Genomic DNA, 26,003 nt, shown 5'->3' on the forward strand with positions numbered 1-26,003 from the left:
GATGGAGATCATCGAACTCGGCGCGCTCGCCGAGGACTTCACCGCCGACCCGTATCCGGTGTACGCCAAGCTGCGCGGCGCCGGTCCGGTGCACCGGGTGCGCACCCCGCAGGGCCAGGAGGTGTGGCTGGTGGTCGGCCACTCCGAGGCGCGGGCCGCGCTGGCCGACCCCCGGCTGTCGAAGTCGCCCGCCACCGTCGGCGGCACCATGCTGGACGAGCAGGTGGTCGGTTCCAGCCTGCTGGTCCTGGACCCGCCCGACCACACCCGGCTGCGCCGGCTGGTGGCCCGGGAGTTCACCGGGCGCCGGGTGGAGGCGCTGCGCCCCCGCGTCCAGTCGATCACCGACGGCCTGCTGGACGCCATGGCGGGCGGCGGCGGGCGGCGGGCCGACCTGGTGGACGGGCTGGCCTTCCCGCTGCCCATCACCGTCATCTGCGAACTGCTCGGGGTGCCCGCCGCCGACCGGGACGCCTTCCGCGCCTGGACCACCGAGATCGTCGCGCCCAGCGGCGAGGAGTCCGAGTACGCCGCCGTACACGCGCTCTCCGGCTATCTGGACGAGCTCATCGAGGACAAGCGGTGCTCCGGGCCCGCCGACGACCTGCTCTCCGGGCTGCTGCGCACCCGCGCCGAGGACGGCGACGCGCTCTCCGCGACCGAGCTGCGCGCCATGGCGTACCTGCTGCTGATCGCCGGGCACGAGACCACCGTGAACCTGATCGGCAACGGGATGCGGGCGCTGCTCTCGCACCCGGAGCAGCTGGCCGCGCTCCGGGCCGATCCGGGGCTGCTGGACGGGGCGGTGGAGGAGATGCTCCGCTACGACGGGCCGGTGGAGACCGGCACGGTGCGCTTCGCCCGGGAGCCGGTGCCCTGCGGGGACGCGGTCATCCCGGCCGGTGCCTCGGTGCTGGTCGGGATCGCGGCGGGGGACCGGGACCCGGCCCGCTTCTCCGAGCCGGACCGCTTCGACATCCGCCGGGACACCTCCGGGCACCTCGCCTTCGGCCACGGCCTGCACTACTGCCTGGGCGCCCCGCTGGCCCGGCTGGAGGGCCGGATCGCGGTACGGGCCCTGCTGGACCGCTTCCCCGACCTCGCCCTCGACCCGGCCGCCGGCCCGCCGGACTGGCTGCCCGGACTGCTCATCCGCGGGGTCCGCCGGCTGCCCGTGACCTGGTAGAACTCGTCCTGGCCGGCTCTCAGGGCGCTCCGTCGACCTCCGCCGGCCGCACCGGGCGCCGCTCCCGCCGGGACCGCTCGCAGGCCTCGGCGATCCGGAGCGCGGCCAGCGCCTCCCGGCCGTCGCAGGGGTTGTCCCGCTCCCCGCGGGCCAGATGGACGAAGGCGTCCAGCTCGGCCTCGTACGCCGGGGCGAACCGCTCCAGGAAGCCGGTCCAGGGCCGGGTGGCGGGCGGCGGGCCGAGCGGTTCGGTGGAGGCGAGCGGGGTGCGCTCGTCCAGGCCGACGGCGATCTGGTCGTGCTCCCCGGCCAGCTCCATCCGTACGTCGTAGCCGGCTCCGTTGCACCGGGTGGCGGTGGCGGTGGCCAGCGTCCCGTCGTCCAGGGTGAGCAGCGCCGCCGCGGTGTCCACGTCCCCGGCCTCCCGGAACATCGGCGGCCCGGCGTCCGACCCGGTCGCGTACACCTCCACCACCTCCCGCCCGGTCACCCAGCGCAGGATGTCGAAGTCATGGACCAGGCAGTCCCGGTAGAGCCCGCCGGAGAGCGGGAGGTACGCGGACGGCGGCGGTGCCGGGTCGGAGGTGATCGCCCGTACGGTGTGCAGCCGGCCCAGCCGCCCGCTCCGCACCGCCCGGCGAGCGGCCCGGTACCCGGCGTCGAAGCGGCGCATGAAGCCGAGCTGGAGCACCGAGCCGGCCGCTTCGACCGCCCGCAGCGCGGCCAGGGTGCCGGGCAGGTCCACGGCGATCGGCTTCTCGCAGAAGGCCGGCAGCCCGGCCCGCGCGGCCCGGGCGATCAGTTCGGCGTGCGACGCGGTGGCCGAGGTGATCACCACCGCGTCCACGCCCCAGGTGAACACCTCGTCCGCGCCGCCGGCCAGCGCGGCCCCGGTGGCCTCGGCGACCCGCGCCGCCCGCGTCCGGTCGGCGTCGGCGACGACCAGGCTCCCGACCTCCGGATGGCGGGCGAGCAGGCCCGCGTGGAAGGCGCCGATCCGCCCCGTGCCGATGACTCCGATGCGCATGGGCACGACGGTGGATCGGCCCCCGGCCGCTGTCAAGCGATCACCGCGGTCGGCCCAGCGGCCACCGGGCCGACCGTCCGCGTTCTTGACCGCCGGCCCCGCCACCCGTACAAACGCCCGAGGACGGCGGAGACGGGGACGGACGGGGGTGGTGGCACCCGATGACGGGGCCGATGACCGGGCGCCGGAGCACGATGACCCATACTTGGCCGGTCGGGACGGAGCGGTCGGTGTCCCGGCGGCGAGCGGTACGGCGAGAAGGGCACGGCGGCGTGGCAAGGGCAGTCAGAACAGGACACGGGCCGGTACGGGGCCTCCCGGTACGCGCGGTGGGGGCGGTGCTCGCGGTGGTGCTGGGGGTGGTCCTCACCGGATGCAGCTCCACCGGCGGCAAGCGGGCCGAGGACGCCCGCAAGGCGGCCGCCGCCGAGGGCCGCTCGGCCGTGGACACCCCCCGCTGGACCGTCGCCATGGTCACCCACTCGGGGGACGGCGACACCTTCTGGGACATCGTCCAGAGCGGCGCCAAGCAGGCCGCCGTCAAGGACAACATCGACTTCCTCTACGCCAAGAGCGACGAGGGCCAGCAGCAGGCCCAGCTGATCGACTCCTACGTGGACAAGAAGGTCGACGGGCTGATCGTCACCCTGGCCAAGCCGGAGGCGATGAAGGCCGCCGTGCAGCGGGCCGTGAAGGCCGGCATCCCGGTGATCACCGTCAACTCGGGCGCCGACCAGTCCAAGGCCTACGGGGCGCTCACCCATATCGGCCAGGACGAGGGCGTGGCCGGCCAGGCCGTCGGCACCGAGCTCGGCGAGCGGGGCCGCAAGAAGGCGCTGTGCGTCCTGCACGAACAGGGCAACGTGGGCCATGAGCAGCGCTGCGACGGGGTCCGCAAGACCTTCCCCGGCCAGGTGGAGAACCTCTACGTGGACGGCACCACCATGCCGGACGTGCAGGCCTCCATCGAGGCCAAGCTCCAGACCGACCGCGCCATCGACGCGGTGGTCACCCTCGGCGCGCCGTTCGCGGACGCCGCCGCGCAGGCCAAGCGGACCGCCGGCTCCCGGGCGGAGATCGACACCTTCGACCTCAACCCCAAGGTGGCCGCCGGGCTGAAGAGCGGCGACCTCGGCTTCGCCGTGGACCAGCAGCCCTACCTCCAGGGCTACCAGGCCGTGGACCTGCTCTGGCTCTACCGCTACAACGCCGACGTCCTCGGCGGCGGCCGCCCGGTCTTCACCGGACCGCAGGTGGTCACCAAGGAGGACGCCGCGCGGCTGGAGGAGTACACCAGGCGGGGCACCCGGTGACCGCCGCCGCCAAGGAGGCCGCCCCGGCGGCCCGTACCACCAGCCGCCCCCCGCTGGCCCGCCGGCTGCTGGGCCGCCCCGAGCTGGGCTCGGTGGTCGGCGCGCTGGCCGTCTTCCTCTTCTTCGCGGTCGCCGCCGACGGCTTCCTGCGCCCCGCCAGCCTGGGCACGGTGCTCTACGCCGCCTCCACCATCGGGATCATGGCGGTGCCGGTGGCGCTGCTGATGATCGGCGGCGAGTTCGACCTGTCGGCCGGGGTGCTGGTCACCACCTCGGCGCTGGTCTCCTCCATGGTGAGCTTCCAGTTCACCGCCAACGTCTGGGTCGGCGCGGCCGTATCGCTGCTGGTCACCCTGGCCGTCGGCGTCTTCAACGGCGTGATGCTCACCCGGACGAAGCTGCCCAGCTTCATCATCACGCTGGGCACCTTCCTGATGCTGACCGGGCTCAACCTGGGCGTCACCAAGCTGGTCGGCGGCACCGTCTCCACCAAGACCATCGCCGACATGGAGGGCTTCGGCTCCGCCCGGGCGCTCTTCGCCTCTGCCTTCACCGTCGGCGGCGTCGGCATCAAGGTCACCGTGCTCTGGTGGCTCGCCCTGGTGGCGGTGGCCACCTGGATCCTGCTGCGCACCCGCTTCGGCAACCATGTCTACGCGGTCGGCGGCAACGCGGAGGCGGCCCGCGCCGTCGGCGTACCGGTGCGCGCCACCAAGACCGCCCTCTACGCCGGGGTGGCCTTCTGCGCCTGGGTCTCCGGGCAGCACCTGCTGTTCTCGTTCGACGTGGTCCAGTCCGGCGAGGGCGTCGGCAACGAGCTGATCTACATCATCGCCGCGGTCATCGGCGGCTGCCTGATCACCGGCGGCTACGGCTCCGCCGTGGGCGCGGCGGTCGGCGCGCTGATCTTCGGCATGACCAGCAAGGGCATCGTGTACGCGGAGTGGAACCCGGACTGGTTCAAATTCTTCCTCGGCGCGATGCTGCTCCTGGCGACCCTGCTGAACGCCTGGGTCCGCAAGCGCGCGGAGGCCGCCCGATGAGCCCCGGGACCACCCCTCTGATCGAGCTGGACGGCGTCGGCAAGCAGTACGGCGCCGTGCGCGCCCTGGACGGCATCGACCTCTCGGTGCGCGCCGGGCAGATCACCTGCGTGCTGGGCGACAACGGCGCCGGCAAGTCCACCCTGATCAAGATCATCGCCGGGCTGCACCCCCATGACGCCGGCACCCTGCGCATCGACGGCGAGGAGACCCGCCTCGGCTCCCCCCGCGAGGCCCTGGACCGGGGCATCGCCACCGTCTACCAGGACCTCGCCGTGGTCCCCCTGATGCCGGTGTGGCGGAACTTCTTCCTCGGCTCCGAGCCCACCACCGGCCGCGGCCCCCTCCGCCGGCTGGACACCGCCGCCATGCGCGAGACCACCCGCTCCGCGCTGCTCCGGATGGGCATCGACCTGCGGGACGTGGACCAGCCCATCGGCACCCTCTCCGGCGGCGAGCGGCAGTGCGTGGCCATCGCCCGCGCCGTCCACTTCGGCGCCAAGGTGCTGGTGCTGGACGAGCCCACGGCCGCGCTCGGCGTCAAGCAGTCCGGAGTGGTCCTGAAGTACGTGGCCGCCGCCCGCGACGCCGGGCTCGGCGTGGTCCTCATCACCCACAACCCGCACCACGCCTACCTGGTCGGCGACCGCTTCGTGCTCCTCAAGCGCGGCGCCATGGCCGCCGCCCACACCCGCGAGGCGGTCACCCTCGACGAGCTGACCAGGCAGATGGCGGGCGGCAGCGAACTGGACGACCTCCGCCACGAACTGGAGCGCGACCCCGGAAGGTGATCCGCGCCGCCGGGCCGCCGCACCCCGCGGCCCGGCCGCCCGGCGGTGCGCACCTGGCAGAATCGGTCCCGGCGGGCGCCGTCCGCCGCCGGTGCGCCCCGTCCCGCCGGCCCCACCGACACCACCCACGCGAGGACCGTTGAGCACGTACCGAGACGTCGCCCACCGGGGCTCCGCCCGCGCCACCGTGCTGCGGACCGTCGGGACCCGGGAGCGCCGCTCGCATCTGAGCGCGCCCCGCGTGCCCACCGTGGGCATCGACATCGGCGGCACCAAGGTGATGGCGGGCGTCGTGGACGCCGACGGTCAGATCCTGGAGCGGATCAAGACCGAGACGCCCGACAAGTCCAAGAGCGCCAAGGTGGTCGAGGACACCATCACCGAGCTGGTCCTGGACCTCTCCGACCGGCACGATGTGCACGCCGTCGGCATCGGCGCGGCCGGCTGGGTGGACGCCGACCGCAGCCGGGTGCTGTTCGCCCCCCATCTGGCCTGGCGCAACGAACCCCTCCGCGACGCCCTGGAGGCCCGGCTCGCCGTCCCCGTCATGGTGGACAACGACGCCAACACCGCCGCCTGGGCCGAGTGGCGCTTCGGCGCCGGCCGCGGCGAGGACCATCTGGTGATGATCACCCTGGGCACCGGTATCGGTGGCGCCATCCTGGAGGACGGCCAGGTCAAGCGGGGCAAGTACGGGGTGGCCGGCGAGTTCGGCCATATGCAGGTGGTCCCCGGCGGGCACCGCTGCCCGTGCGGCAACCGCGGCTGCTGGGAGCAGTACAGCTCCGGCAACGCCCTGGTCCGCGAGGCCCGCGAGCTGGCCGCCGCGGACTCCCCGGTCGCGCACGACATCATCGAACGGGTCAAGGGCAGCGTCCCCGACATCACCGGGCCGCTCATCACCGAGCTGGCCCGCGAGGGCGACGCCATGTGCGTGGAGCTGCTCCAGGACATCGGCCAGTGGCTCGGCGTCGGCATCGCCAACCTGGCCGCCGCCCTGGACCCCTCCTGCTTCGTCATCGGCGGCGGTGTCTCGGCCGCCGACGACCTGCTGATCGTCCCCGCCCGGGACGCCTTCAAGCGCCACCTCACCGGCCGCGGCTACCGCCCCGAGGCCCGGATCGCCAAGGCCCAGCTCGGCCCCGAGGCCGGCATGGTCGGCGCCGCCGACCTCGCCCGGCTGGTCGCCCGGCGCTTCCGCCGCGCCAACCGCCGCCGCGTCGAGCGCCATGAGCGCTACGAGCGGTACGCCCAGGCCATCCGTACCGGCACCCTGCCCTTCAGCGGTGCGGTGGCCGACGGTACGGAGACCGAACCCACCCCTCGGGAACCGTAGCCATGTCCGTCCTGCACCAGCCCGCCACCGCCGACGAGCGCCGCCGGATGATCCGCCGCCGGGTGATCACCGCGCTGGTCATCGTGCTGCTCATCGGCATCCCGGCCGGCTATCTCGTGATCTCCGCCCAGCAGAGCCGCGACAGCGGCCGCGACAAGGCCGCCGAGTCCTCGGTGGCCGGCCTCCAGGACCAGTGGCCCTCCAAGATGAAGCGCCGGGTCTTCGAGGTGCCCATCCCGGGCGGCGCCACCGAGGTCGCCTACTTCGAGACCAGCAACTGGAAGACCAGCCGGCTGTACGTGGAGTTCACCACCAGCGGCTCCGGCCTGGACACCTTCCTGGAGCGGGTCGGCACCAGCCGCTCCGCCCTGGACACCGGCAGGGTGAGCGTCGGCCACCGGGACGCCGCGACCGTCGGCTGGACCTTCCCCGACCGCCGCGACTGGGCCGCCACCACCCACCACCTGCCCACCCCCCGCCCCGACCGGGACATCACCGTCGACCTCACCGACCCGGCCGCCCCCCGGGTTTACGTGGTCTCCACGACCACCCCCTGACGCCCCGGGCCCGCAGGAGCCCCTTCCGGAGACCCGGGCCCGGGGTCGGCAACCCCGCCCCCCCCCGCAGGCCCCGGGTCAGTAGTCCCGGCCGTTCAGCGCCCGGTAGAGGAAGCGGGTGCCGGCCTCCACGGCCTCCTCCTCGGAGAGCTCGGGCCACAGCCCGGCCAGCCCCTCCAGCACGGTCGTCATCAGCGCCAGACTGGTCCCCGGCGCGGCCGGCAGCCGCTCCACCGGCGCCAGATGCCCGGCCAGGTCCTCGCTCTGGTCCCGCCGGAAGCGGTCGAGCACGGCCGCGAACTCCTCGCTCACCAGCGCCGCCTGGCGCAGCGCCGCCATGGTCGGGGCGTGCGCGCGGTGCACCCGCCAGTAGGCGGAGACATGGTGGCGGATCGCCTCGGGGTCGGAGAAGTCCGCGCTGTGCGCCTCGTCCGCGGCCCAGGCGTCGCTCGCCGCGGCCACCTCCCCGAGCAGCGCCTCCAGCAGCTGCTCCTTGCCCGTGAAGTGGTTGTAGAAGGAGCCCGCCGAGCGTCCGGCCTCGGCCGTGATGTCGGTGATCTTGGTGTTGAGGTACCCCTTCGCGGCGAACACCCGCTCGGCCGCCGCCAGCAGAGCCGCCCTGGTGTCGGCCGCCTGCTTCTCCCGACTCGCCCGCACGTCCGTTCCTCCTCGCCACTTGACGACGCACGCTAGCAGCGCGCATGCTGAACCTGCATTCACTGAATCTCAATTCAGCAAATCCTCGCGCCCGCTCACGTCCCCCCGAACGGAGAACCCCATGCGCGTCCTCGTCATCGGCGCCGGACCCACCGGACTCACCCTCGGCATCGACCTCGCCCGGCGCGGAGTGGAGGTGCGGGTGATCGACAAGGCCCGGTCCTTCTTCTCCGGCTCGCGCGGCGACGGCCTCCAGCCGCGCACCTTGGAGGTCTTCGACGACCTCGGCGTCCTGGACGCCGTACTCCGGGCCGGCGCGCCGACGGCGCCCTTCCGGGTCCATCTCGACGGCGTGTACGCGGGGGAGCGGCGGATGGTCGAACCGGCCGCGCCCACCCCGGCCGTGCCCTACCCCGACCCCTGGGTGCTGGGCCAGTCGCAGACCGAGGCGATCCTGCGGGCCCGGCTCGCCGAGTACGGGGTGAAGGTCGAGCTCGGCACCGCGCTGACCGCCCTGGAGCAGGACCCCGACGGGGTCACCGCCCGGCTGTCCACCGGCGAGCGGCCCCGCGTCGACTACCTGGTCGGCGCGGACGGGGGCGCCAGCCTGGTCCGCAAGGCGATCGGGGTGGCCTTCCCGGGCACCACCGACGAGTCCTTCCGGGTCCTGGTCGGCGATGTCACCGCGCCCGGTCTCGACCTCGCCCTCGGCCACTGGTTCGCCCGGGCGGAGGACCCGGTGCACGGGGTCGCCCTCACCCCCCTGCCCGGCACCGGGGCGTTCCAGTTCATCAGCCCTCTCGGCGAGGGCGACGACGCCTCCCTGGCCACCATGCAGGCCCTGCTGGACCGGTGCGGCGCCGGAATACGGCTGACCGGCCACGGCTGGGCGACCGTCTGGCGGCCCAACGCCCGGCTGGCCGAGCGCTACCGGGCCGGCCGGGTCTTCCTCGCCGGAGACGCCGCCCATGTCCACCCGCCCACCGGCGGCCAGGGCCTCAACACCGGTGTGCAGGACGCCTACAACCTGGGCTGGAAGCTCGCCGGGGAGACCGCGCTCGACACCTACGAGACCGAGCGGCGCACGGTGGCCGCCCGCGTCCTGGGCGCCAGTACCGCCCTGCTCGACCGGTACACCGAGGGCCGCGAGGACGCCCACCGGCGCGGCCCGGACGGCTACGGCCTGGACATCAGCTACCGCGCCCCGGACGCCGAAGGCCCCCTGGCCCCCGGCGACCGCGCCCCGGACGCCCCGCTGCTGGACCCCGCCGGCCGGCCCGTCCGCCTCTTCGACCTCTTCCGCGGCCCGCACGCCACCCGCCTGTACTTCGGCACCCCGGCCCCCGACGAGCCGCACGCCTACGCCGTACTGCGCCCCGGCACCACCCCGCCCGCCCACGGCCGCCATGTCACCGACCCCGACGGCCACGCCTTCGCCGCCTACGCCGCCGAGCCCGGCGCCATCTTCCGCATCCGCCCGGACGGCTACCTGGGCTGACCGGCGGTCGGGGATGGGGCAGGCCGCGCGGGCCTCGGTCGGCGGCGTCCGCCGCGAGACCTCGTTCCGGACGGAGAGCTCGCCTGCCACTGGGCCTGTGACACAGCCGGCGCGGCCCGCGCTCCACCGTGTCGTACAGATCGCGAGGAGATACCCGCAACCCGGCTCCCTCGCCGCTCTCCGAAGCATGACGATGGTGCACCCGGGCCCGTGACACCGCATCCCGGCCCTGAGCACGGACTGGAAACCGACCAAGACGAGAGAGGCACCGGCTGATGAGTGCAGGTGAGGAACCCCAGCTGCCCGCGCGGATCGACACCAGCGTGGCGCACTCCGCGCGCGTGTGGAACTACTGGCTCGGCGGAAAGGACAACTTCGCCGCGGACCGGGCGGCGGGCGACGCCTACCGGGAGAAGTACCCGCTCATCGAGACGTTCGCCCGGGAGAGCCGGGACTTCCTGCGGCGCACCGTGACCTATCTGGCCCGGGACGCCGGCATCCGGCAGTTCCTGGACCTGGGCGCCGGGCTGCCCACGGTGGACAACACCCACGAGGTGGCCCAGCGCCTGGCCCCGGAGTCCCGGATCGTCTACGTCGACCACGACCCCCTGGTGCTGCTGCACGTCCACGCCCTGCTGACCAGCACCCCCGAGGGCGCGACCGCCTATGTGGAGGCGGACATGCGGGACACCGACGCGGTGCTCGACGGCGCGGCACAGACCTTGGACCTGTCCGAGCCGGTCGCGCTGGTGATCTCCGACGTACTGGGGCACATCGTGGACTGGGACGAGGCGCTGTCCCTGGTACGGCGGCTGGTGGACCGGCTGCCGTCCGGCAGCCATCTGGCGCTCAGCCACTCCACCGCCGGCGACGAGACCCACCGCGCCGTGCAGGACGAGTACAACAGCAGCGGCGCCATCCCGTACATCTTCCGGGAGCCGGAGACCACCGTGGCGTTCTTCGACGGCCTTCGGATGGTGGAGCCGGGGATGGTGTCCTGGCCGAACTGGCGGCCCGACGAGAACACCGGCACCACGACCGCCCGAGCCGGCTGGGGCGCCGTGGCCCGTATCCCGTGAGCCCGAGACCACCCGCTCAGCCCGTGACCGGGTCGCCGGGGCCCTCGACGGGGACGCCCAGCCGGGCGGCCACCTCGGTGAGGGCCCGCCCCAGCGGCAGCGCCACCCGGGTCCGCGCCCACCGGTCGCCGCGGGTCGGATCCCGGTTGACGATCAGTACCGGCTTCCCCTCCCCGGCCGCCTGGCGGACGAACCGGAGCCCGGACATCACTGTCAGCGAAGATCCGAGGACCAGTAGCGAGGCCGCCTCCCGGACCGCCGCCCGGCACGACTCGACCCGCGGCGGCGGTACGGCCTCCCCGAAGAAGACCACGTCCGGCTTGAGGACCCCGCCGCAGACCGCGCAGGGCACCACCTGGAAGTCCCCGACCTGGTCGTCGGTGAGGTCGGCGTCCCCGTCCGGGTTGATCCCGGCGGCCGTCGGCGCGAAGCCCGGGTTCGCCTCCTCCAGCCGGCGGGCCAGCTCACGGCGCGCCCCGAGGGTGCCGCAGGACAGGCAGACGACCCGGTCGAGGCTCCCGTGCAGCTCCACGACGTCCTCGCTGCCCGCGGCCTGGTGCAGTCCGTCGACGTTCTGCGTGATCACACCCGAGAGCAGGCCGCCTCGCGCGAAGGCCGCCACGGCCCGGTGCCCGGCGTTGGGCCGGGCGCGGCCGAAGACCCGCCAGCCCAGATGGCTGCGCGCCCAGTACCGGCGCCGGGCCCGCGGGTCGGACACGAACTCCTGATAGGTCATCGGCGTGTGCCGGCTCAGGCTCCCGCCCTCACCCCGGTAGTCGGGAATCCCCGACTCGGTCGAGATGCCCGCGCCACTGAGCACCAGCACCCCGCCACCGCCCAGCACCTCGGCGACCGGTTCCCAGTCGGTGGTGCCGGGCGGAAGGTCCCCGTCCGGGACCCAGCTCAGGGTGGGGCGCATACGCATGCTGCCAGCGTACGGAACCGGGTCGGCCGCCCGTGGGGGAACGGGTGCCGCCGGTGCCGCGTGAGTGGGCGTGTGGGGGGTACTGGGGGTTTTCGAGTGGGACCGACCGGGACCCCGAGTCCGGTCGTCCCCGACCCCTAGGAGGAACCATGACTGACCCCGAGCAGGACCCGACCCAGCAGGAGGGCCCGGCCGACGGCGGTGCCGCGGGCACCCCGGGCGTGCACGATGGTGGTGCGGACGGCGGTGCGGAGGGCCCGGCGGACGGTGGCGCCGCGGGTACCCCGGGTGTGCATGACGGTGGTGCCGATGGCGGTGCGGAGGGGCCGGCCGATGGCGGCGCCGCGGGCACGCCGGGTGTGCAGGATGGTGGCGCCGACGGCGGTGCTGAGGGGCCGGCCGACGGGGGTGCGGCGGGTACCCCGGGTGTGCACGACGGTGGCGCGGACGGTGGTGCGGAGGGGCCGGCCGATGGCGGAGCCTCGGGCACCCCGGGTGTGCGGGACGGTGGCGCCGACGGCGGTGCCGGCGCTTGAGCACCACCACACGGCCGACCGAGGACACCGCCGCCGACAACGGCGGCGGTGTCCTCGCGGCGCGGCTGACCGGCCTCGGCCGTGAGGAGTTCGCCCGCGAGGTCTGGGGACGTGTCCCCTCGCTCACCCGCGCAGCCGACGATTTCTCCGACCTCTTCTCCGCGCGTGCCGTGGACGAGCTGGTCTCCCGCCGCGGACTGCGCACCCCCTTTCTGAGGGTCGCCAAGAACGGGGCCACCCTCCCCGACTCCGCCTTCACCGCACCCGCGGGCGTCGGCGCCACCATCGCGGACCAGCTCGACGACACCGCCCTGTGGCGCAGCTTCGCCGACGGCGCCACGCTGGTGCTCCAGGCGCTGCAGCGCACCTGGGAACCGGTCGCCGACCTCACCTCCCGGCTCGGCACGGAGCTCGGCCACCCCGTACAGGCGAACGCCTATATCACCCCGCCGCAGAACCGCGGCTTCGACGACCACTACGACGTCCACGACGTCTTCGTCCTGCAGATCGCCGGCACCAAGCGGTGGATCCTGCACGAGCCCGTCCATCCCGACCCCCTGCGCGACCAGCCCTGGACCGACCACCGCGCCGAGGTCGCCGCCGCGGCCGAGGGCGAGCCGTGGCTGGACACCGTGCTGGAGCCCGGCGATGTGCTGTACCTGCCGCGCGGCTGGCTGCATGCCGCCCAGGCGCAGGGCGAGGTCTCCATCCATCTGACGCTCGGCGTGCACACCTGGACCCGCCACGCGCTGGCCGAGCACCTCGCGCAGAGCGCCCTCGCCCTGCTGGTCGAGGACGAGGAGATGCGCGGTTCGCTGCCGCTCGGCTGGGACGGCCCGGGCGACGAGCTCGCCCTGGTCCGCGAACGGCTCGCCGCCGCGCTCACCCGGGCCGACCCCGCACCCCGCGTCCAGCGTGTCCGCCGGAGCCAGTCGCGACCCGAACCGCTCGGCCCCCTCGCCCAGTCGGCGGCCCTCGCCGCCCTCGCCCCCGACGTGCCGCTGCGCCTGCGCGGGGCTCTGGCGGCACGCCTCGACGGGCGGCGGCTGTCCACCCGGGTCGGCTGGCTCGACTTCGCGGAAGCGGACCTTCCGTCCGTCCGGCGGGTACTGGACGGCGAGGTCCACACGGCCGGGGACCTCGGTCTCGCCCTCGCCGAACGGCTGCTGCGTACGGGCGTGCTGGTGCCGGCCGGGGCGTGAAGCGGCGGCGATGACCGAACCGAGCCGATTCTTCTGCGCCGAGGCCGCCCGGGTGCGGGGCGACGCCCTCGCGGGCACCGCCCCGTACGGCTCGGTCTGGATCCTGATCGAACACCGCGGCGGCTGGCCCGCCAACGGCTTCGACGGGCTGGACCTGGAGCCCGCAGTCAAGGCGCGCGTGTACGCGGCCGCCGCGGCCCTGCGCGCCCGGATGCTGCTGATCCGCCGCCACGGCCGCCGCACCACGTCCTCGTCCCTGCCGCGCTGGGCCGTCCTGCGGCAGTACGCGGACGGCGAGCATCGGCAGCGGTGGGGGACCTGGCGACGCGACGAGGACCTCGGGGAGATCGTCGAGGCCCTGGACACGCCCGGCGAACCCGGGTGGCCACCGGTCGTCCTGGTCTGCGCGCACGGCACGCACGACACCTGCTGCGCCGTACGCGGCCGGCCGGTCGGCCGCGCGCTCAGCGAGCGTTGGCCCGAGCTGGTCTGGGAGTGCACCCATGTGGGCGGCGACCGCTTCGCCGCCAATGTGGTCGTCGCCCCGGACGGGGTCTACTACGGCAATCTGGACGGCCCCACCGCCGTGACCGCCGTCGGGGAGCACCTCGCCGGCCGCATCCACGGCGACCATCTGCGCGGCTACACCGATCTCGTGCCGCCGCAGCAGGCCGCCCTCGCCGCGGTGCTCCGCCACGCTGGGCCAGCCGGCCGCCATGACTACGCGATCGAGGAGACGGTCCGCGACCACGACCGCTGGTACATCCGCGTCACCGGCCGTCTCACCGGCCTGTCGGCCTTCGAGGTCGAGGTGCGCTCGCACCGCACTCCGCCGAACCGCCTCACCTGCCGCGGCCTGCACGCCGCCTCGTCCGTGTCCTACGAGGTGACGGCCCTGCATGTAGGCCGGGCCGGGTGAACGCCGGGCACCACGGCCTCCTCCCCCAAGGCCGGCGGGCCCGCCTTCCAGGCCAGGTCGACCGCGGCGCGGGCCATCGCGCGCTGGGCGGACGCCACCGTGGTCAGCGGGGGACCGGCGATCACCGCCTCGGCGATGTCGTCGAAGGCCACCACCGCCAGGTCCTCCGGCACCCGGATCCCGAGCTCCGCGGCTGCCCGCAGCAGACCGATCGCCTGGTCGTCGGTGACGCAGAAGACGGCCGAGGGCCGGTCGGGACCGTCGAGCAGCCGGCGCGCCACGGTATGGGCGTTGGTGGAGGAGTTGACGATGACGTCCGACCCGCGTTCCCGCTGTGCCGCCGCGCTCGCCCCCGCGTCGGGCGACCTGGGCTGGGGGCGAAAGACGGCCCTCGGATCTGCCGCCGCGTTCCCCCGGTCGTGTGGCAGCGCGCGGTGCATGAGAGGGTCGGACGGGTGAGCGAGACATCACCGAACACCCTCCAGTACCGGACCGACGGGCCCGATGACGCTCCCGTCCTCGTCCTCGGCCCCTCGCTGGGCACCACCTGGCACATGTGGGACCGGCAGATCCCCGAGCTCACCCGGCAGTGGCGGGTCGTCCGGTTCGACCTGCCCGGGCACGGCGGCGCCCCCGCCGCCCCGGCGCCGTCCGTCGGGGAGCTGGCCGACCGGCTGCTGGCCACCCTCGACGAGCTGGGCGTGCAGCGCTTCGGGTACGCCGGGTGCTCGATCGGCGGCGCGATCGGGGCCGACCTGGCGCTGCGGGCCCCGCACCGGCTGGCCGCGCTCGTCCTGGTCGCCGCCTCGCCCCGGTTCGGCACCGCCGACGAGTTCCGCCAGCGCGGCGCGATCGTGCGGGCCAACGGGCTGGAGCCGATGGCCCGCAGCGCCCCCGAGCGCTGGTTCACCCCCGGCTTCGCCGCGGCCCAGCCCGCCATCGTGGAGTGGGCTGTGCAGATGGTGCGCACCACCGACCCGGGCTGCTACTCCGCCGCCTGCGAGGCGCTGGCCGCCTTCGACGTACGCGCCGAGCTGGGCCGGATCGGCGTCCCCACCCTGGTGCTGGTCGGCTCCGAGGACCGGGTCACCGGCCCCGCCGAGGCCCGCACCCTGGTGGCCGGCATACCGGACGCCCGGCTCGCCGTGGTGCCCGGCGCCTCCCATCTGGCCCCGGTCGAGCAGCCGGCCGCGGTGACCGACCTCCTGATCCGCCACCTCTCGTCCGCCTGGCAGCCCGCCGCCGACTCCTCCACCGGAATGGCCGCCCCCGTCCCGCCCCCGGCGCCGATCCCCGCGCCCGCACCGGGCCCGGCCCCTGCCGGCTACGGCCCGCCCCCGGTCGGCTACACGCCCGCCCCCGCGCCGTACCCCCAGGCCCCCACCCCGGCCCCCGCCGGCTACGGCTACCCGGGCCCGATCCAGCCCACGGGACCCACCAGCCCCACGGGACCCACCAGCCCCACGGGACCCACCAGCCCCACGGGACCCACCGGCCCCGTCGCGCCCACCGGCCCCACCGGGCCGTTCGCACCGCCCGCCCCGGCCCCTGTCGACCTCGGCGCCCCTGTCCCCGCCCCGGCGCCCGCCCCCGTCGACCTCGGCGCCCCCGCCCCGGTCGCCGAGGCGGAGGGGCCCGCCGAGCCGCCGGCCCAGCCCGTACCCCTGGCCCCGCCCCTGGACACCCCCGTCCCCTCCGCGCCCCTCGTGCCCCCCGCGTCGGAGGCCACCGGGGCCGAGCCGGAGGCCAGGCGTCCTGATCCGTACGAGACCGGGCGGCCTGATGCGTACGAGGCCGGGATACGGGTGCGGCGGGAGGTCCTCGGGGACGCGCATGTGGACGCGGCCACCGAGGGCGCCGACGCGTTCTCCGCCGACTTCCAGGAGCTCATCACCCGGTACGCCTGGGGCGAGGTGTGGACCCGGGACGGCCTGGACCGCCGCACCCGCAGCGCCGTCACGCTCACCGCGCTGGTCGCCGGCGGGCAGTTGGAGGAGCTGGCCTTCCACACCCGGGCGGCCCTGCGGGGCGGGATGACGCCCGCCGAGATCCGCGAGGTCCTCATCCACTGCGCCGTCTACTGCGGGGTACCCGCAGCCAACGCGGCGTTCCGCGTCGCGGGACGGGTCGTCCGCGAGGAGACCGGCGCGGGCGGAAGCGGCGCGGGGGAGGACGGCGGCGGAGAGGCCGACGCGCGGGCGACCTACGGCGAGTGAAGCGGAGGAGGACGGCGGTATGGGCATCACGCTGACGAAGAAGACGCACGCCTGCGTCCGGCTGGAGAAGGACGGGCGCACCCTGGTCATCGACCCGGGCGGGTTCAGCGAGCAGGACGCCGCGCTCGGCGCGGACGCGGTGCTGGTCACCCATGAGCACCCCGACCACTTCGACGAGGGGCGGCTGCGGGCCGCCCTGGACGCGGACCCGGCCGCCGAGATCTGGACCCTGCGCAGTGTCGCGGACGCGCTCTCGGCGGCCTTCCCGGGCCGTGTCCACACCGTCGGCCACGGCGACACCTTCACCGCCGCCGGCTTCGAGGTGGAGGTGCACGGGGAGCTGCACGCGGTGATCCACCCCGACATCCCCCGGATCACCAATGTGGGCTATCTGGTGGACGGCTCCGTCTTCCACCCGGGTGACGCGCTCACCGTCCCCGGCCGCCCGGTGGAGACCCTGCTGCTGCCGATCATGGCGCCGTGGAGCAAGGTCTCCGAGGTGGTCGACTACGTCCGCGAGGTCGAGCCGGTGCGCGCCATCGACGTCCACGACGCCCTGCTGACGGACCTGGCGCGCCCGGTGTACGGGGGGCATGTCGGCCGGCTCACCGGCGCCGACCACCTGCCCCTGGACCCGGGGGCGACCCGGGAGCTCTGAGCGGTGTCAGTGGCCCCCGATACGCTGGGGGCCATGCGCATCGCGACCTGGAACGTCAATTCGATCACCGCCCGGCTGCCCCGGCTGCTGGCCTGGCTGGAGAGCAGCGGCACTGATGTGCTCTGCGTCCAGGAGACCAAGTGCACCGCCGAGCAGTTCCCCACCGACGCGCTGCGCGAGGCGGGGTACGAGTCCTCGGTGCACGCCACCGGCCGGTGGAACGGCGTGGCGCTGGTCTCCCGGGCCGGCCTGGCGGACGTGGTGCACGGCCTGCCCGGCGGACCGGAGTACGAGGGGGTGGCCGAGCCCCGGGCGATCTCCGCGACCTGCGGCCCGGTCCGCCTCTGGTCCGTCTACGTGCCCAACGGCCGCGAGGTCGCCCATGAGCACTACGCGTACAAGCTGCGCTGGCTGGAGGCGCTGAAGGAGGCCGTCGCGGAGGACGCGGCGGGCCCGCGCCCCTTCGCGGTGCTGGGCGACTACAACATCGCGCCCACCGACGACGACGTGTTCGACCCCGCCGTCTTCGAGGGCGCCACCCATGTCACCGAGCCGGAGCGGGCCGCGCTCGCCGCGCTGCGGGACACCGGGCTGGGCGATGTGGTGCCCCGCCCGCTGAAGTACGACCACCCCTACACGTACTGGGACTACCGCCAGCTCGCCTTCCCGAAGAACCGGGGCATGCGCATCGACCTGGTGTACGGGAACAAGCCGTTCGCCGACGCCGTCAAGGACGGCTATGTGGACCGCGAGGAGCGCAAGGGCAAGGGGGCGTCCGACCACGCCCCGGTGGTGGTCGACCTCGACGTCTGACGAGGCGTCGGCCGGCGCCCGGTGATCGACCTGACGGGGTGCGGCATGCGAGGCTGAGGGGATGGAGATCCCCTTCCTGGACGGCTGGCGCAGGAGACACGGCGAGCGGACCGCCCCGGGCGGCCCGCGCGACCCGGCCGCCCTGGCGGGCATGCTCGCCGAGTGCGAGCTGCTGCGCGCCCGGGTCCAGGGGTACGGGGTGCGGCTGGACGACACCCCGGACTCGCTGGCGGCCATCGACCAGCTCCCGCCGCGCTGGCGCGAGGACCCCGAGGAGCTGCCCTGGTTCGGCAACGACGCGGGGCTGTACCTCGGCACCGTCATCGTGCGTACGGTGCCGGGTGCGGCGTGGCAGCTGACGGCCGCCGGCCACCCGGTGGTGCGGCTCGCCTCCGGGCGGGAGATCGACGTGGTGGCGGCGGGCCTGGACTGGGCGGCGGGCGGTTCGCCGGAGCTGTCGCAGGTGTACGCGGAGGCCGCCGAGACCTGACCCGGCCCCCCGCCGGGGCGCGCCCGAGGGGGGCCGGTGTCACATGCCGCTCATACGACTCATGCGGCATCTGCCCCGTTTCGCGTGTCGGACCGGCGAAGTCCCTTTCCGAGCTGGGTAGTTTCGCTGACCGTGACACCGCCGGAACACCGGGAACGGGGAGGCCCTGCCCCGCCCGGCGGGCGGCCGGGGATCACTCCTCGCGTACCGGTACCGACACGTATGACGGGTCGGCCTCCGGTGAGGAGAAGGTCAGCCGCGCGCCGGACGGGTTGTGCTCGATGTAGAGCGGGTCGACGGTGTCGACGACCAGGGCGAGCCGGTGGCCGGCCGGGACGTCGTAGGCGGTGGAGAACAGCTCCAGGTCGACGGGGAACGGCCGGCCCGGCGTCTTGTCGTGGAAGGTGTACGGGGCGTGGCTGACCAGCTTGCCCACGCCCAGCGGCCCCACGTCGTACAGATAGGCGACCATGGTGCCGCTCGCCTGGGTGCTGGTGAGCGTGGTGTGCAGCTTCGCGGTGCCGCGCACCCGCTGCTCGCTGCCGTACCGCTCGGACTGCCAGACGGCGGTGAAGGAGCGGGGGAGCAGCGGGATGGAGGCCAGCGGCGGCAGCTTGAGGAACTGGTCCAGCGCGCTGGAGAGGATCAGAGTGCCGCCGTCGGCGCCGGAGTTGACGTTCGCCCAGGGCCGCTGTTGCCCGGCCAGTGCGATCTTCCGCTCGGTGGCGCCGACCGACTTCCAGTCCGGGTAGCCCTCGTAGCCGCCGCCGGTACGGGCCTTCAGCTGGACCGGCTGCTCCCGGTCGATGCCGTTGGCCTCGCCCTTGAGATGGTGGTCGAACCAGCGCCGGGTGCTGGTCCAGGTGTCGTTGGGCAGCCCGAGCAGTCCGGTGGCCTCGGCGGTGGCATGGTCGCCGGGGCGGAACTCCAGCCGCTTGGGGCCCTTCAGCTTCTCGAAGAAGGAGGCGTACTGGTTGGGCGGGAAGATCGAGTCGCCCCAGGCGTTGCCGAGCATCACGGCGGTGCCGTTGGCGTTGATCCGGTCCAGGTAGGTGACCGGGGAGCGCTTGGCGCCCCAGGCGATCATGTCGGCCTCCTTCTCCAGATTGGAGGCGAGGAAGTCCTTCAGCACCTGCTGGAGCTCGGCGCTGGGCCGCCCGGTGAGCTGGGCGGAGCCGCCGAGCAGGGCGGCGGCCTGGAGGTGCTGGGTGCGCCCGCTGTAGATGGAGTCGATCAGGTCGGCCCAGCCGCTGAGCGCGGCGACCGCCTTGACCCGCTCGTCGTGCGCGGCGGCCAGCAGGCTGATGCCCGCGCCGTAGCTGACCCCCGCCATCCCCACCCGCTCGGGGTCGGCCGGGGTGTGGGCCAGCGCCCAGTCGATGACCCGGGAGGCGTCGGCGATGTCCGGCGGCCCGGCCACCTCGACGTTGCCGCCGGACTGCCAGAAGCCGCGCGAGTTGTAGCTGACCACCACGTACCCCTCGGCGGCGAGCTTGGCCGCCTGGGCCACGTACTCGATCTGCGGCATGGCCCAGCTGGTGGGCAGGACGATCACCGGGTGGCGGCTGCCGGGCGCGGCCCCCGGCGGGGTGACCACATTGGCCTTGAGGATGGTGCCGCCGTCGCCGGGGATGTCCACGAACCGCACCCCGGGCGCGGAGGCGGCGGCCGGGGCGGCGGTGGCGGGCGCGGGGGTGAGGGCGAGGGTGGTGCCGGCCAGCAGGGCGGCGCAGGCGGCGGCGGAGGTGGCGGTACGCAGGGATGTGAGCGGCTGTCCCACGGTTACTCCCCAGTCACTTGAAGGGTGAACCGAAGGTAACCATGGGTGCCTTACCGGAGGTAACTAGTCGGTATGTTACGCACTGGTAACGATCGTGGGTCGGGGGCCTCTCCGCAGGGAGCCTCTCCGCGGGGGTCCTCTCCGCAGGGGGCCTCTCCGCGGGATCCTCAGCTCAGGGCGCTGCGGCCCTGCCAGTCGGCCCAGGACTCGTTCCACGCCCCGTAGCCGTTGCCCGCCTCCGGATTCCCCTTGGTGTCCGCGCCGGTGATCTCGAACGGGTCGCCCACCTGCGCCTGCCCGAACAGCCAGGCCGCGTCCTCGCTGCCCATCCCGACGCAGCCGGAGCTGTGGTTGGCGCGCCCGAGGAAGGCCCGGTTCCACGGCGCGGCGTGCGCGTACATCCCGGACCAGGTCAGCCGCATCGAGGAGTCGACCATCTTGTCGTACGCGTCGCCGAGCCCCACCGTCTCGGAGCGCATGTTGATGGTGCCCTCCTTGGCCATCAGCACCGAGGTGCCGCCCCAGGAGCGCTTGTCGCCGCCGGGGGTGCCGCCGGACACCGGCAGCGAGCGGACCTCCGCGCCGTCCCGCAGCAGGGTCAGCCGGTGGGCGTCCAGGTCCACCTTGACCAGCTGGTTGCGGCCGACCGTCAGGGTGGTGGTGTAGTCGCGGACGAACCAGCCCCCGGCGCCGCCCGAGTCCACCCCGTTCAGCTCGGCCTTCAGGGTGGCCTTGGTACCCGGCTTCCAGTACGACTTGGGCCGCCAGTCCACCCGGTCCCGCCCCGAGTAGTCCTTCACCCAGCCCCAGGAGCCGGTGGTGCGGTCGGAGGTGGTGACCTTCAGCCGCCGCTCCACCTCGGCCTTGTTCTTCACCGGGTTGTCGAAGACCACCGACAGCGGATGGGCGATGCCCACGGTGGCGTTCTTCCCCGGCGCCAGGGTCAGCTTGTTGATCTTCTCCGGCTTGGCGGTGGCGAACCGCTTGCTCGCCGTGCCGCCCTTGTCGTCCCGGGCCTCCACGGTGTACGAGGTGCCCGGCGCCGCCGGCCGGGTGGACGTCCAGCGGCGGCCGTCCGGGGAGACCGCGCCGTCCAGCGTGCCGCCCTTCCCGTCCCGTACCGCCACCCGCTTCAGGGTGCCCTCGGCCAGCTCCACGGTCACCGGACGGCCCGCCTCGGCCTGCTCGCCGCTGAGGTTCACCGAGATCCGGGCGGGCGCCGGCGCCCCGCCCCGTCCGTCGTCCGCCTTCGCGCCCGAACCGCCCGAGCAGGCGGAGAGCGCGGAGGTGGCCAGCACGGCGGTGCAGCCGAGCACCACGGCGCGCGGCAGGGCACGGGCGCTGCGGGGAAGAGGGGTGCGCGGGCGGGTGGGCGTGGTCACGGATACCTCCGTCGGCGGTCGTCGTCCCCCGGGGAGAGGGCGACACGCGGCCGGTGGTTGCCCCTTTGCCCCGCATTTCTCCGGGATGGTCGTGTGAGTCATCCCACCCGTCCCCGCCCTCTTCACGCGCCTGTCACGTCAGCCCGCACATGAGCGGCCGTCCGGCGGGCAGGCTGGCTCCGCCGAGCCGGTCCCGGCGGGGTGGCTGCGGCGTGGAACCGAGGCCGCCTGAACGGCCGTTGACAGGAGGTACAGGTGCGTCGAGCCCAGGTACGGCAGGGACAGCAGGCCCGCTGGAGCAGGGGGGTGCGGGGGGTGGCGCTGGCCGCCGTCGCCGCGACGGCCCTCACCGGGCTGACCGCCGCCCCACCGGATGGCCGGTCGCCGGTCGCCCCGCCCCGGACACCCGCCAAGACACCCGAGGCGGTCGGCTACGGCGGTGCGGTGGCCAGCGTGGACGCCGACGCCTCGGCTGCCGGGATCGAGGTGCTGCGGCGCGGCGGCAACGCGGTGGACGCGGCCGTGGCGACCGCCGCCGCCCTCGGCGTCACCGAGCCGTACTCGGCCGGCGTCGGCGGAGGCGGCTACCTGGTCTACTACGACGCCAGGACCCGCACGGTGCACACCGTCGACGGCCGCGAGACCGCCCCGCGCTCCGCCGACGCCGCGCTCTTCCAGGAGAACGGCAAGCCCATCCCGTTCGAGGAGGGCGTCACCAGCGGCCTGGCCGTCGGCACCCCCGGCACCCCCGCCACCTGGGACACCGCCCTGCACGCCTGGGGCAGCAAGTCCCTGAAGGACCTGCTGAAGCCCGCCGAGCGACTGGCCCGGGACGGCTTCACCGTGGACGCCACCTTCCGCTCCCAGACCCAGGCCAACGAGGCCCGCTTCCGCGACTTCCCGGCCAGCTCCCGGCTCTTCCTGCCCGGCGGCGAGCTCCCGGTCGTCGGCTCCACCTTCAAGAACCCCGACCTGGCCCGCACCTACGCCCGGCTCGGCCGCGACGGGGTCGGCGCGCTCTACCGGGGCGAGCTGGCCCGCGACATCGTCCGCACCGTGCAGGCCCCGCCCAAGCGCCCCGGCGCCACCCGCACGGTCCGCCCCGGCGACCTCACCACCCGCGACCTCGCCCGCTACGACACCATCCGCCGCAAGCCCACCAAGGTCTCCTACCGGGGCCTGGACGTCTACGGCATGGCGCCCTCCTCCTCCGGCGGCACCACCGTCGGTGAGGCCCTCAACATCCTGGAGCGCACCGACCTGTCGGCCGCCTCCCAGGCCCGCTATCTGCACCGCTCCATCGAGGCGAGCCGGATCGCCTTCGCCGACCGGGGCCGCTGGGTCGGCGACCCGGCCTTCGAGGACGTCCCCACCGCCGGGCTGCTCTCCCAGCGGTACGCGGACTCCCGGGCCTGCCTGATCCGCGACGACCGCGCCCTCACCAGCCCGCTCGCCCCCGGCGACCCGCGCTCACCCCGGCCGTGCGCCACCGCCGGGAAGGCCGCCCCCACCACGTACGAGGGGGAGAACACCACCCATCTCACCGCCGCCGACCGCTGGGGCAACGTGGTCGCCTACACCCTCACCATCGAGTCCACCGGCGGCAGCGGCATCACCGTGCCGGGGCGCGGCTTCCTGCTCAACAACGAGCTGACCGACTTCTCCTTCGCCCCGGCCGACCCGGCCGTGCACGACCCGAACCTCCCCGGACCGGGCAAGCGGCCGCGCTCCTCGATCTCCCCGACGATCGTCCTGGACCGCCATGACCGGCCCGTCCTCGCCGTCGGCTCCCCGGGCGGCGCCACCATCATCACCACCGTGCTCCAGACCCTGACCGGCGTCCTCGACCGGGACCTGCCGCTGGTCGAGGCCATCGCCGCGCCCCGCGCCAGCCAGCGCAACGCGGCCACCACCGAGCTGGAGCCCGCCCTCTACGACTCCCCGCTCCGCGCCGAACTCGAAGCGCTGGGCCACGCCTTCAAGCGGAACCCGGAGATCGGCGCCGCGACCGGCGTCCAGCGCCTCCCCGACGGCCGCTGGCTCGCCGCCGCCGAGAAGGTCCGCCGGGGCGGCGGCTCGGCGATGGTGGTGCGTCCGGCGGGGTGAGGTGACCTACGCGGCGGCCGCTCCCGTACGGCCACGGGGGCGGCCGCCGTGCTGACAGCGTCCATCCGGGCCCGATGGCGGCGGGCGCGCGGCCCGGCCCCATCGGGAGCTGTACGCGGCGAGGGCTTTCGGGATGAAGCGGTGGTGCAGAACCAGGTGGACCGACAGGGCGAAGCCGGCACCGGCAACGAAGCCGACGGCGGTCAGGAAGGGTCGCAGGGCACCCAGGTGGAGGGAGGTGACCCGGATCAGCAGGTCTCCACGAAGACCTCGGTCATCCCGCCCCGGCCGCCCTCGGCCAGCTCGTAGGAGCGGCGCACCGGTTCGCCGCGCTCACCGGCCGGCTCCGCGTACTCCCTCAGCAGTCCCGCCTCGGTGAACTCGCGCAGCACCTGGCGGCAGTCGCCCAGCGGGATGCCGGTGGCCCGGGACACCTGGAGCAGATCGACCCGGCCGCGCTCCTCGCCCCGGAAGTACCGGGCCACCTCGCGGACCGTGTGGTTGTGCGGCACCCCGCCGCGGGCCCGGACCCCGCGCGGCGGCGCGCCTCGGCCTTCACCCGCTCCAGCGCGGAGCCGACCCGCGGTTGTGCGGCACCCCGCCGCGGGCCCGGACCGCCGCGCGGCGGCGCGCCTCGGCCTTCACCCGCTCCAGCGCGGAGCCGACCCGCTCGGGCGCGGAGTAGTGGGCGACCAGCCGCGCGTAGGCGGCCTCCGCCGACTCCCGGGCGTCGCACGCCTCGTTCGTTCCCCCCACGGTCATCCCTCCTCGCTCCCCATCAGGGTCCTCATCGCCCGCCGGGCGTGCGCCAGATTGCCCCGGACCTGCTCCGGGGTGCTGCCCAGGGTCTCGGCGATCTCCGCCGGGCTCAGATCGGCCAGGGCCAGTTCCATGACCTCCCGCTGACGAGGCGGCAGTTTCGCCGCGGCCGTCCCGGCGGCCAGGGCGAGTAACGCCGCCTCCAGCTCCTCGGCCGGCCGCCCGTCGGCCACCTCCCACTCCGGCAGCCCGTCCGGACGGTTCACGGCCAGGCCGACGGCGACCCGGAAGGCCACCGTCCGCACCCAGGCCCGCGGTGAGCGCACGGTGTGCCACCGCTCGTACAGCCGGATCATGGCCTCGGCGGCCGCCTCCTCGGCGATCTCCGGCGCGAAGCCGCGGTAGGCGATCAGCATCGCCGCCACCCTCGGGTACTGCTCCTCGAAGAAGACCTCGTACGCGTCGTCATCGGCCACCCCGCTCGTCCTTCCGGTCGGTCCCGTCCCCCGCGCCGGCGGTACGCCGCACCGCCAGGACCACCACCGTGATCAGGAGCACCAGCACGGCCGAAACGACCGTGACAGCAGTGGAGTCGGTCGTCACATACACGGTACCGACGCCGCCGAGGGCCGAGTTGATGAGCAGGACCAGCCCGCCGGTCTCGCTCTGGGCGGGGGCGGTGGCGGCGCGGTGTGCGCTGTTCTCCGTCATGCCAGGAGAGAGCGGACCGGGCGGCCCAGTGTGAAATGTGATCTGGATCACATGAAATTCAGAGGGGGGTATCGACGGCGTCTGTGGCTCCACAGGGATGTTCTGTTGGCCTACGCCCGTTATGTCTGCCTAGCCTCGTGAGTGGTCGGTGATCAAGCCGGTGACCGACGGTGACACAAGGAGGTGCTGGACATGGCCGAGCACACGCTGCGGGACAAGGTGGCGGTCGTCGGCGGGGGCGAGAAGAACCTGGGCGCCCTGATCAGCAGGACGTTCGCGGGGGACGGGGCCAAGGTGGTGGTGCACTACCACACCGGCGAGAAGGAGGCCGAGGAGACCGTCCGGGCCGTCGAGGACGCCGGCGGTCAGGCCGTCTCCGTCCAGGGGGACCTGACGGACGTCGCGCAGGTGCGGCGGCTGTTCGACACCGCGGTGGACACCTTCGGCGGCGTCGACATCGCGGTGAACACGACCGGGATGGTGCTGCGCAAGCCGATCCTGGAGACCACCGAGGAAGAGTACGACCGGATGTTCGGCGTCAACGCCAAGGCGGCGTACTTCTTCCTCCAGGAGGCCGGGCGCCGGCTGAACGACCACGGCCGGATCGTCAGCCTGGGCACCTCCCTGCTGGCCGCCTTCACCGACGGCTACTCCACCTACGCGGGCGGCAAGGCGCCGCTGGAGCACTTCACCCGGGCGGCCGCCAAGGAGTTCGCCGACCGGTCGATCTCGGTGAACGTGGTGGCGCCGGGGCCGATGGACACGCCGTTCTTCTACCCCCAGGAGACGCCGGAGCGGGTGGAGTTCCACAAGTCCCAGGCGATGGGCGGTCAGCTCACCCATATCGAGGACATCGTCCCGCTGATCAGGTTCCTGGCCACCGAGGGCTGGTGGATCACCGGGCAGACGCTGTTCGCCAACGGCGGCTACACCACCCGGTAGTCCGTACCGCCGGGCCGGTCGCCTCCGCGGCCGGCCCCGTGCGGGACGATCGTCGGGCGGGGGGGGCCGGGGACGGG

Annotated in this window: 26 protein-coding genes and 1 pseudogene; 16 read left to right on the top strand and 11 right to left on the bottom strand. The window is 74.3% G+C overall.

From position 1 onward, the window contains the following. Position 1 precedes the first annotated feature (1 nt). Positions 2-1,186: a cytochrome P450 family protein gene (locus tag M1O15_RS15200; RefSeq protein WP_248634358.1), complete on the top strand. Its 1,185-nt coding sequence runs from the start codon at positions 2-4 to the stop codon at positions 1,184-1,186. A 19-nt stretch (positions 1,187-1,205) separates the two neighbouring features. Here M1O15_RS15200 and M1O15_RS15205 read toward each other — a convergent pair whose 3' ends face one another. Continuing rightward, entirely contained in the window at positions 1,206-2,213 is a 1,008-nt protein-coding gene (locus M1O15_RS15205) for a Gfo/Idh/MocA family protein (protein WP_248634359.1), read from the bottom strand. 272 nt (positions 2,214-2,485) lie between these two features. Here M1O15_RS15205 and M1O15_RS15210 point away from each other — a divergent pair, with 272 nt between their 5' ends. The 5 genes from M1O15_RS15210 (at position 2,486) to M1O15_RS15230 (ending at position 7,253) form a co-directional block, all read left to right on the top strand. Next, positions 2,486-3,526, top strand: coding sequence for a sugar ABC transporter substrate-binding protein (locus M1O15_RS15210; RefSeq protein ID WP_372499476.1), 1,041 nt, complete (start codon positions 2,486-2,488; stop codon positions 3,524-3,526). A 53-nt stretch (positions 3,527-3,579) separates the two neighbouring features. Next, positions 3,580-4,569 carry an ABC transporter permease gene (locus tag M1O15_RS15215; protein WP_248634456.1) on the top strand — a complete coding sequence of 330 codons (990 nt, stop codon included), beginning with the start codon at positions 3,580-3,582 and terminating at the stop codon, positions 4,567-4,569. Next, complete coding sequence (locus M1O15_RS15220) at positions 4,566-5,360, top strand: ATP-binding cassette domain-containing protein (protein WP_248634360.1); 795 nt, start codon at positions 4,566-4,568, stop codon at positions 5,358-5,360. The genes M1O15_RS15215 and M1O15_RS15220 overlap by 4 nt, the downstream gene beginning before the upstream one ends. Positions 5,361-5,499: 139 nt before the next feature. Then, positions 5,500-6,696, top strand: a complete 1,197-nt coding sequence (locus tag M1O15_RS15225) for an ROK family glucokinase (protein WP_248634361.1) — start codon at positions 5,500-5,502, stop codon at positions 6,694-6,696. Positions 6,697-6,698: 2 nt separating this feature from the next. Further along, positions 6,699-7,253 carry a hypothetical protein gene (locus M1O15_RS15230; protein WP_248634362.1) on the top strand — a complete coding sequence of 185 codons (555 nt, stop codon included), beginning with the start codon at positions 6,699-6,701 and terminating at the stop codon, positions 7,251-7,253. Positions 7,254-7,331: 78 nt separating this feature from the next. On the opposite strand, the gene M1O15_RS15235 is transcribed toward M1O15_RS15230, so the two are convergent. Further along, positions 7,332-7,910 carry a TetR/AcrR family transcriptional regulator gene (locus tag M1O15_RS15235; protein ID WP_248634363.1) on the bottom strand — a complete coding sequence of 193 codons (579 nt, stop codon included), beginning with the start codon at positions 7,908-7,910 and terminating at the stop codon, positions 7,332-7,334. A 121-nt stretch (positions 7,911-8,031) separates the two neighbouring features. Between M1O15_RS15235 and M1O15_RS15240 the strand changes: the two genes are divergently transcribed. Then, complete coding sequence (locus M1O15_RS15240) at positions 8,032-9,408, top strand: FAD-dependent monooxygenase (protein ID WP_248634364.1); 1,377 nt, start codon at positions 8,032-8,034, stop codon at positions 9,406-9,408. Positions 9,409-9,683: 275 nt separating this feature from the next. Then, positions 9,684-10,487: an SAM-dependent methyltransferase gene (locus M1O15_RS15245; RefSeq protein ID WP_248634365.1), complete on the top strand. Its 804-nt coding sequence runs from the start codon at positions 9,684-9,686 to the stop codon at positions 10,485-10,487. Between the two features lie 16 nt (positions 10,488-10,503). Here M1O15_RS15245 and M1O15_RS15250 read toward each other — a convergent pair whose 3' ends face one another. Further along, on the bottom strand, positions 10,504-11,412 hold the full coding sequence (locus M1O15_RS15250; RefSeq protein WP_248634366.1) for an NAD-dependent protein deacetylase: 909 nt from the start codon (positions 11,410-11,412) through the stop codon (positions 10,504-10,506). A gap of 137 nt (positions 11,413-11,549) precedes the next feature. Then, positions 11,550-11,846: a hypothetical protein gene (locus M1O15_RS15255; protein WP_248634367.1), complete on the bottom strand. Its 297-nt coding sequence runs from the start codon at positions 11,844-11,846 to the stop codon at positions 11,550-11,552. A 98-nt stretch (positions 11,847-11,944) separates the two neighbouring features. Between M1O15_RS15255 and M1O15_RS15260 the strand changes: the two genes are divergently transcribed. Continuing rightward, on the top strand, positions 11,945-13,150 hold the full coding sequence (locus tag M1O15_RS15260; protein ID WP_248634368.1) for a cupin domain-containing protein: 1,206 nt from the start codon (positions 11,945-11,947) through the stop codon (positions 13,148-13,150). 10 nt (positions 13,151-13,160) lie between these two features. Further along, the gene (locus M1O15_RS15265; protein WP_248634369.1) at positions 13,161-14,069 is read left to right on the top strand and encodes a sucrase ferredoxin; all 909 of its coding nucleotides are present in this window, start codon (positions 13,161-13,163) and stop codon (positions 14,067-14,069) included. On the opposite strand, the pseudogene M1O15_RS15270 reads toward M1O15_RS15265, so the two are convergent. Next, a pseudogene (locus tag M1O15_RS15270) lies at positions 14,030-14,347 on the bottom strand (substrate-binding domain-containing protein); the annotation flags it as partial. The gene M1O15_RS15265 and the pseudogene M1O15_RS15270 overlap by 40 nt on opposite strands. Positions 14,348-14,524: 177 nt before the next feature. Between M1O15_RS15270 and M1O15_RS31975 the strand changes: the two are divergent. The 4 genes from M1O15_RS31975 (at position 14,525) to M1O15_RS15290 (ending at position 18,246) form a co-directional block, all read left to right on the top strand. Further along, entirely contained in the window at positions 14,525-16,285 is a 1,761-nt protein-coding gene (locus M1O15_RS31975; protein WP_248634370.1) for an alpha/beta fold hydrolase, read from the top strand. 19 nt (positions 16,286-16,304) lie between these two features. Beyond that, entirely contained in the window at positions 16,305-16,943 is a 639-nt protein-coding gene (locus tag M1O15_RS15280; protein WP_248634371.1) for an MBL fold metallo-hydrolase, read from the top strand. Between the two features lie 33 nt (positions 16,944-16,976). Continuing rightward, positions 16,977-17,756, top strand: a complete 780-nt coding sequence (locus M1O15_RS15285; protein ID WP_248634372.1) for an exodeoxyribonuclease III — start codon at positions 16,977-16,979, stop codon at positions 17,754-17,756. A 61-nt stretch (positions 17,757-17,817) separates the two neighbouring features. Next, on the top strand, positions 17,818-18,246 hold the full coding sequence (locus M1O15_RS15290; RefSeq protein ID WP_248634373.1) for a DUF6278 family protein: 429 nt from the start codon (positions 17,818-17,820) through the stop codon (positions 18,244-18,246). 193 nt (positions 18,247-18,439) lie between these two features. Here the strand turns inward: M1O15_RS15290 and M1O15_RS15295 are convergent, their stop codons facing one another. Both M1O15_RS15295 and M1O15_RS15300 read right to left on the bottom strand, forming a co-directional pair. After that, positions 18,440-20,026 carry an alpha/beta fold hydrolase gene (locus tag M1O15_RS15295; protein ID WP_372499477.1) on the bottom strand — a complete coding sequence of 529 codons (1,587 nt, stop codon included), beginning with the start codon at positions 20,024-20,026 and terminating at the stop codon, positions 18,440-18,442. Positions 20,027-20,193: 167 nt separating this feature from the next. Continuing rightward, complete coding sequence (locus M1O15_RS15300; protein ID WP_372499478.1) at positions 20,194-21,408, bottom strand: L,D-transpeptidase; 1,215 nt, start codon at positions 21,406-21,408, stop codon at positions 20,194-20,196. Positions 21,409-21,762: 354 nt separating this feature from the next. Between M1O15_RS15300 and ggt the strand changes: the two genes are divergently transcribed. After that, the gene (gene ggt, locus M1O15_RS15305; RefSeq protein WP_248634459.1) at positions 21,763-23,514 is read left to right on the top strand and encodes a gamma-glutamyltransferase; all 1,752 of its coding nucleotides are present in this window, start codon (positions 21,763-21,765) and stop codon (positions 23,512-23,514) included. A gap of 248 nt (positions 23,515-23,762) precedes the next feature. Here ggt and M1O15_RS15310 read toward each other — a convergent pair whose 3' ends face one another. From M1O15_RS15310 to M1O15_RS15325, 4 genes are read right to left on the bottom strand one after another with little or no spacing between them, the layout of a single operon-like run. Further along, positions 23,763-24,026, bottom strand: a complete 264-nt coding sequence (locus tag M1O15_RS15310; RefSeq protein ID WP_248634374.1) for a hypothetical protein — start codon at positions 24,024-24,026, stop codon at positions 23,763-23,765. A 43-nt stretch (positions 24,027-24,069) separates the two neighbouring features. After that, on the bottom strand, positions 24,070-24,270 hold the full coding sequence (locus M1O15_RS15315) for a hypothetical protein (RefSeq protein WP_248634375.1): 201 nt from the start codon (positions 24,268-24,270) through the stop codon (positions 24,070-24,072). A gap of 2 nt (positions 24,271-24,272) precedes the next feature. Further along, positions 24,273-24,749, bottom strand: coding sequence for an RNA polymerase sigma factor (locus M1O15_RS15320; RefSeq protein WP_248634376.1), 477 nt, complete (start codon positions 24,747-24,749; stop codon positions 24,273-24,275). Beyond that, positions 24,739-24,984: a hypothetical protein gene (locus M1O15_RS15325; protein WP_248634377.1), complete on the bottom strand. Its 246-nt coding sequence runs from the start codon at positions 24,982-24,984 to the stop codon at positions 24,739-24,741. The genes M1O15_RS15320 and M1O15_RS15325 overlap by 11 nt, the downstream gene beginning before the upstream one ends. Before the next feature lie 192 nt (positions 24,985-25,176). On the opposite strand from M1O15_RS15325, the gene M1O15_RS15330 reads away from it, so the two are divergent. Then, entirely contained in the window at positions 25,177-25,926 is a 750-nt protein-coding gene (locus M1O15_RS15330; protein ID WP_248634378.1) for an SDR family oxidoreductase, read from the top strand. The last annotated feature ends 77 nt before the right edge of the window (positions 25,927-26,003 follow it).

Origin of the sequence: Streptomyces lichenis, assembly GCF_023218175.1 — a bacterium.
Lineage (GTDB): Bacteria > Actinomycetota > Actinomycetes > Streptomycetales > Streptomycetaceae > Streptomyces > Streptomyces lichenis.

Coding starts and splice junctions, on each gene's coding strand:
- M1O15_RS15325 (WP_248634377.1), bottom strand. CDS start 24,984: ATGACGGAGAACAGCGCACACCGCGCCGCCACCGCCCCCGCCCAGAGC.
- M1O15_RS15265 (WP_248634369.1), top strand. CDS start 13,161: ATGACCGAACCGAGCCGATTCTTCTGCGCCGAGGCCGCCCGGGTGCGG.
- M1O15_RS15245 (WP_248634365.1), top strand. CDS start 9,684: ATGAGTGCAGGTGAGGAACCCCAGCTGCCCGCGCGGATCGACACCAGC.
- M1O15_RS15240 (WP_248634364.1), top strand. CDS start 8,032: ATGCGCGTCCTCGTCATCGGCGCCGGACCCACCGGACTCACCCTCGGC.
- M1O15_RS15205 (WP_248634359.1), bottom strand. CDS start 2,213: ATGCGCATCGGAGTCATCGGCACGGGGCGGATCGGCGCCTTCCACGCG.
- M1O15_RS15200 (WP_248634358.1), top strand. CDS start 2: ATGGAGATCATCGAACTCGGCGCGCTCGCCGAGGACTTCACCGCCGAC.
- M1O15_RS15230 (WP_248634362.1), top strand. CDS start 6,699: ATGTCCGTCCTGCACCAGCCCGCCACCGCCGACGAGCGCCGCCGGATG.
- M1O15_RS15285 (WP_248634372.1), top strand. CDS start 16,977: ATGCGCATCGCGACCTGGAACGTCAATTCGATCACCGCCCGGCTGCCC.
- M1O15_RS15290 (WP_248634373.1), top strand. CDS start 17,818: ATGGAGATCCCCTTCCTGGACGGCTGGCGCAGGAGACACGGCGAGCGG.
- M1O15_RS15280 (WP_248634371.1), top strand. CDS start 16,305: ATGGGCATCACGCTGACGAAGAAGACGCACGCCTGCGTCCGGCTGGAG.
- M1O15_RS15250 (WP_248634366.1), bottom strand. CDS start 11,412: ATGCGTATGCGCCCCACCCTGAGCTGGGTCCCGGACGGGGACCTTCCG.
- M1O15_RS15220 (WP_248634360.1), top strand. CDS start 4,566: ATGAGCCCCGGGACCACCCCTCTGATCGAGCTGGACGGCGTCGGCAAG.
- M1O15_RS15330 (WP_248634378.1), top strand. CDS start 25,177: ATGGCCGAGCACACGCTGCGGGACAAGGTGGCGGTCGTCGGCGGGGGC.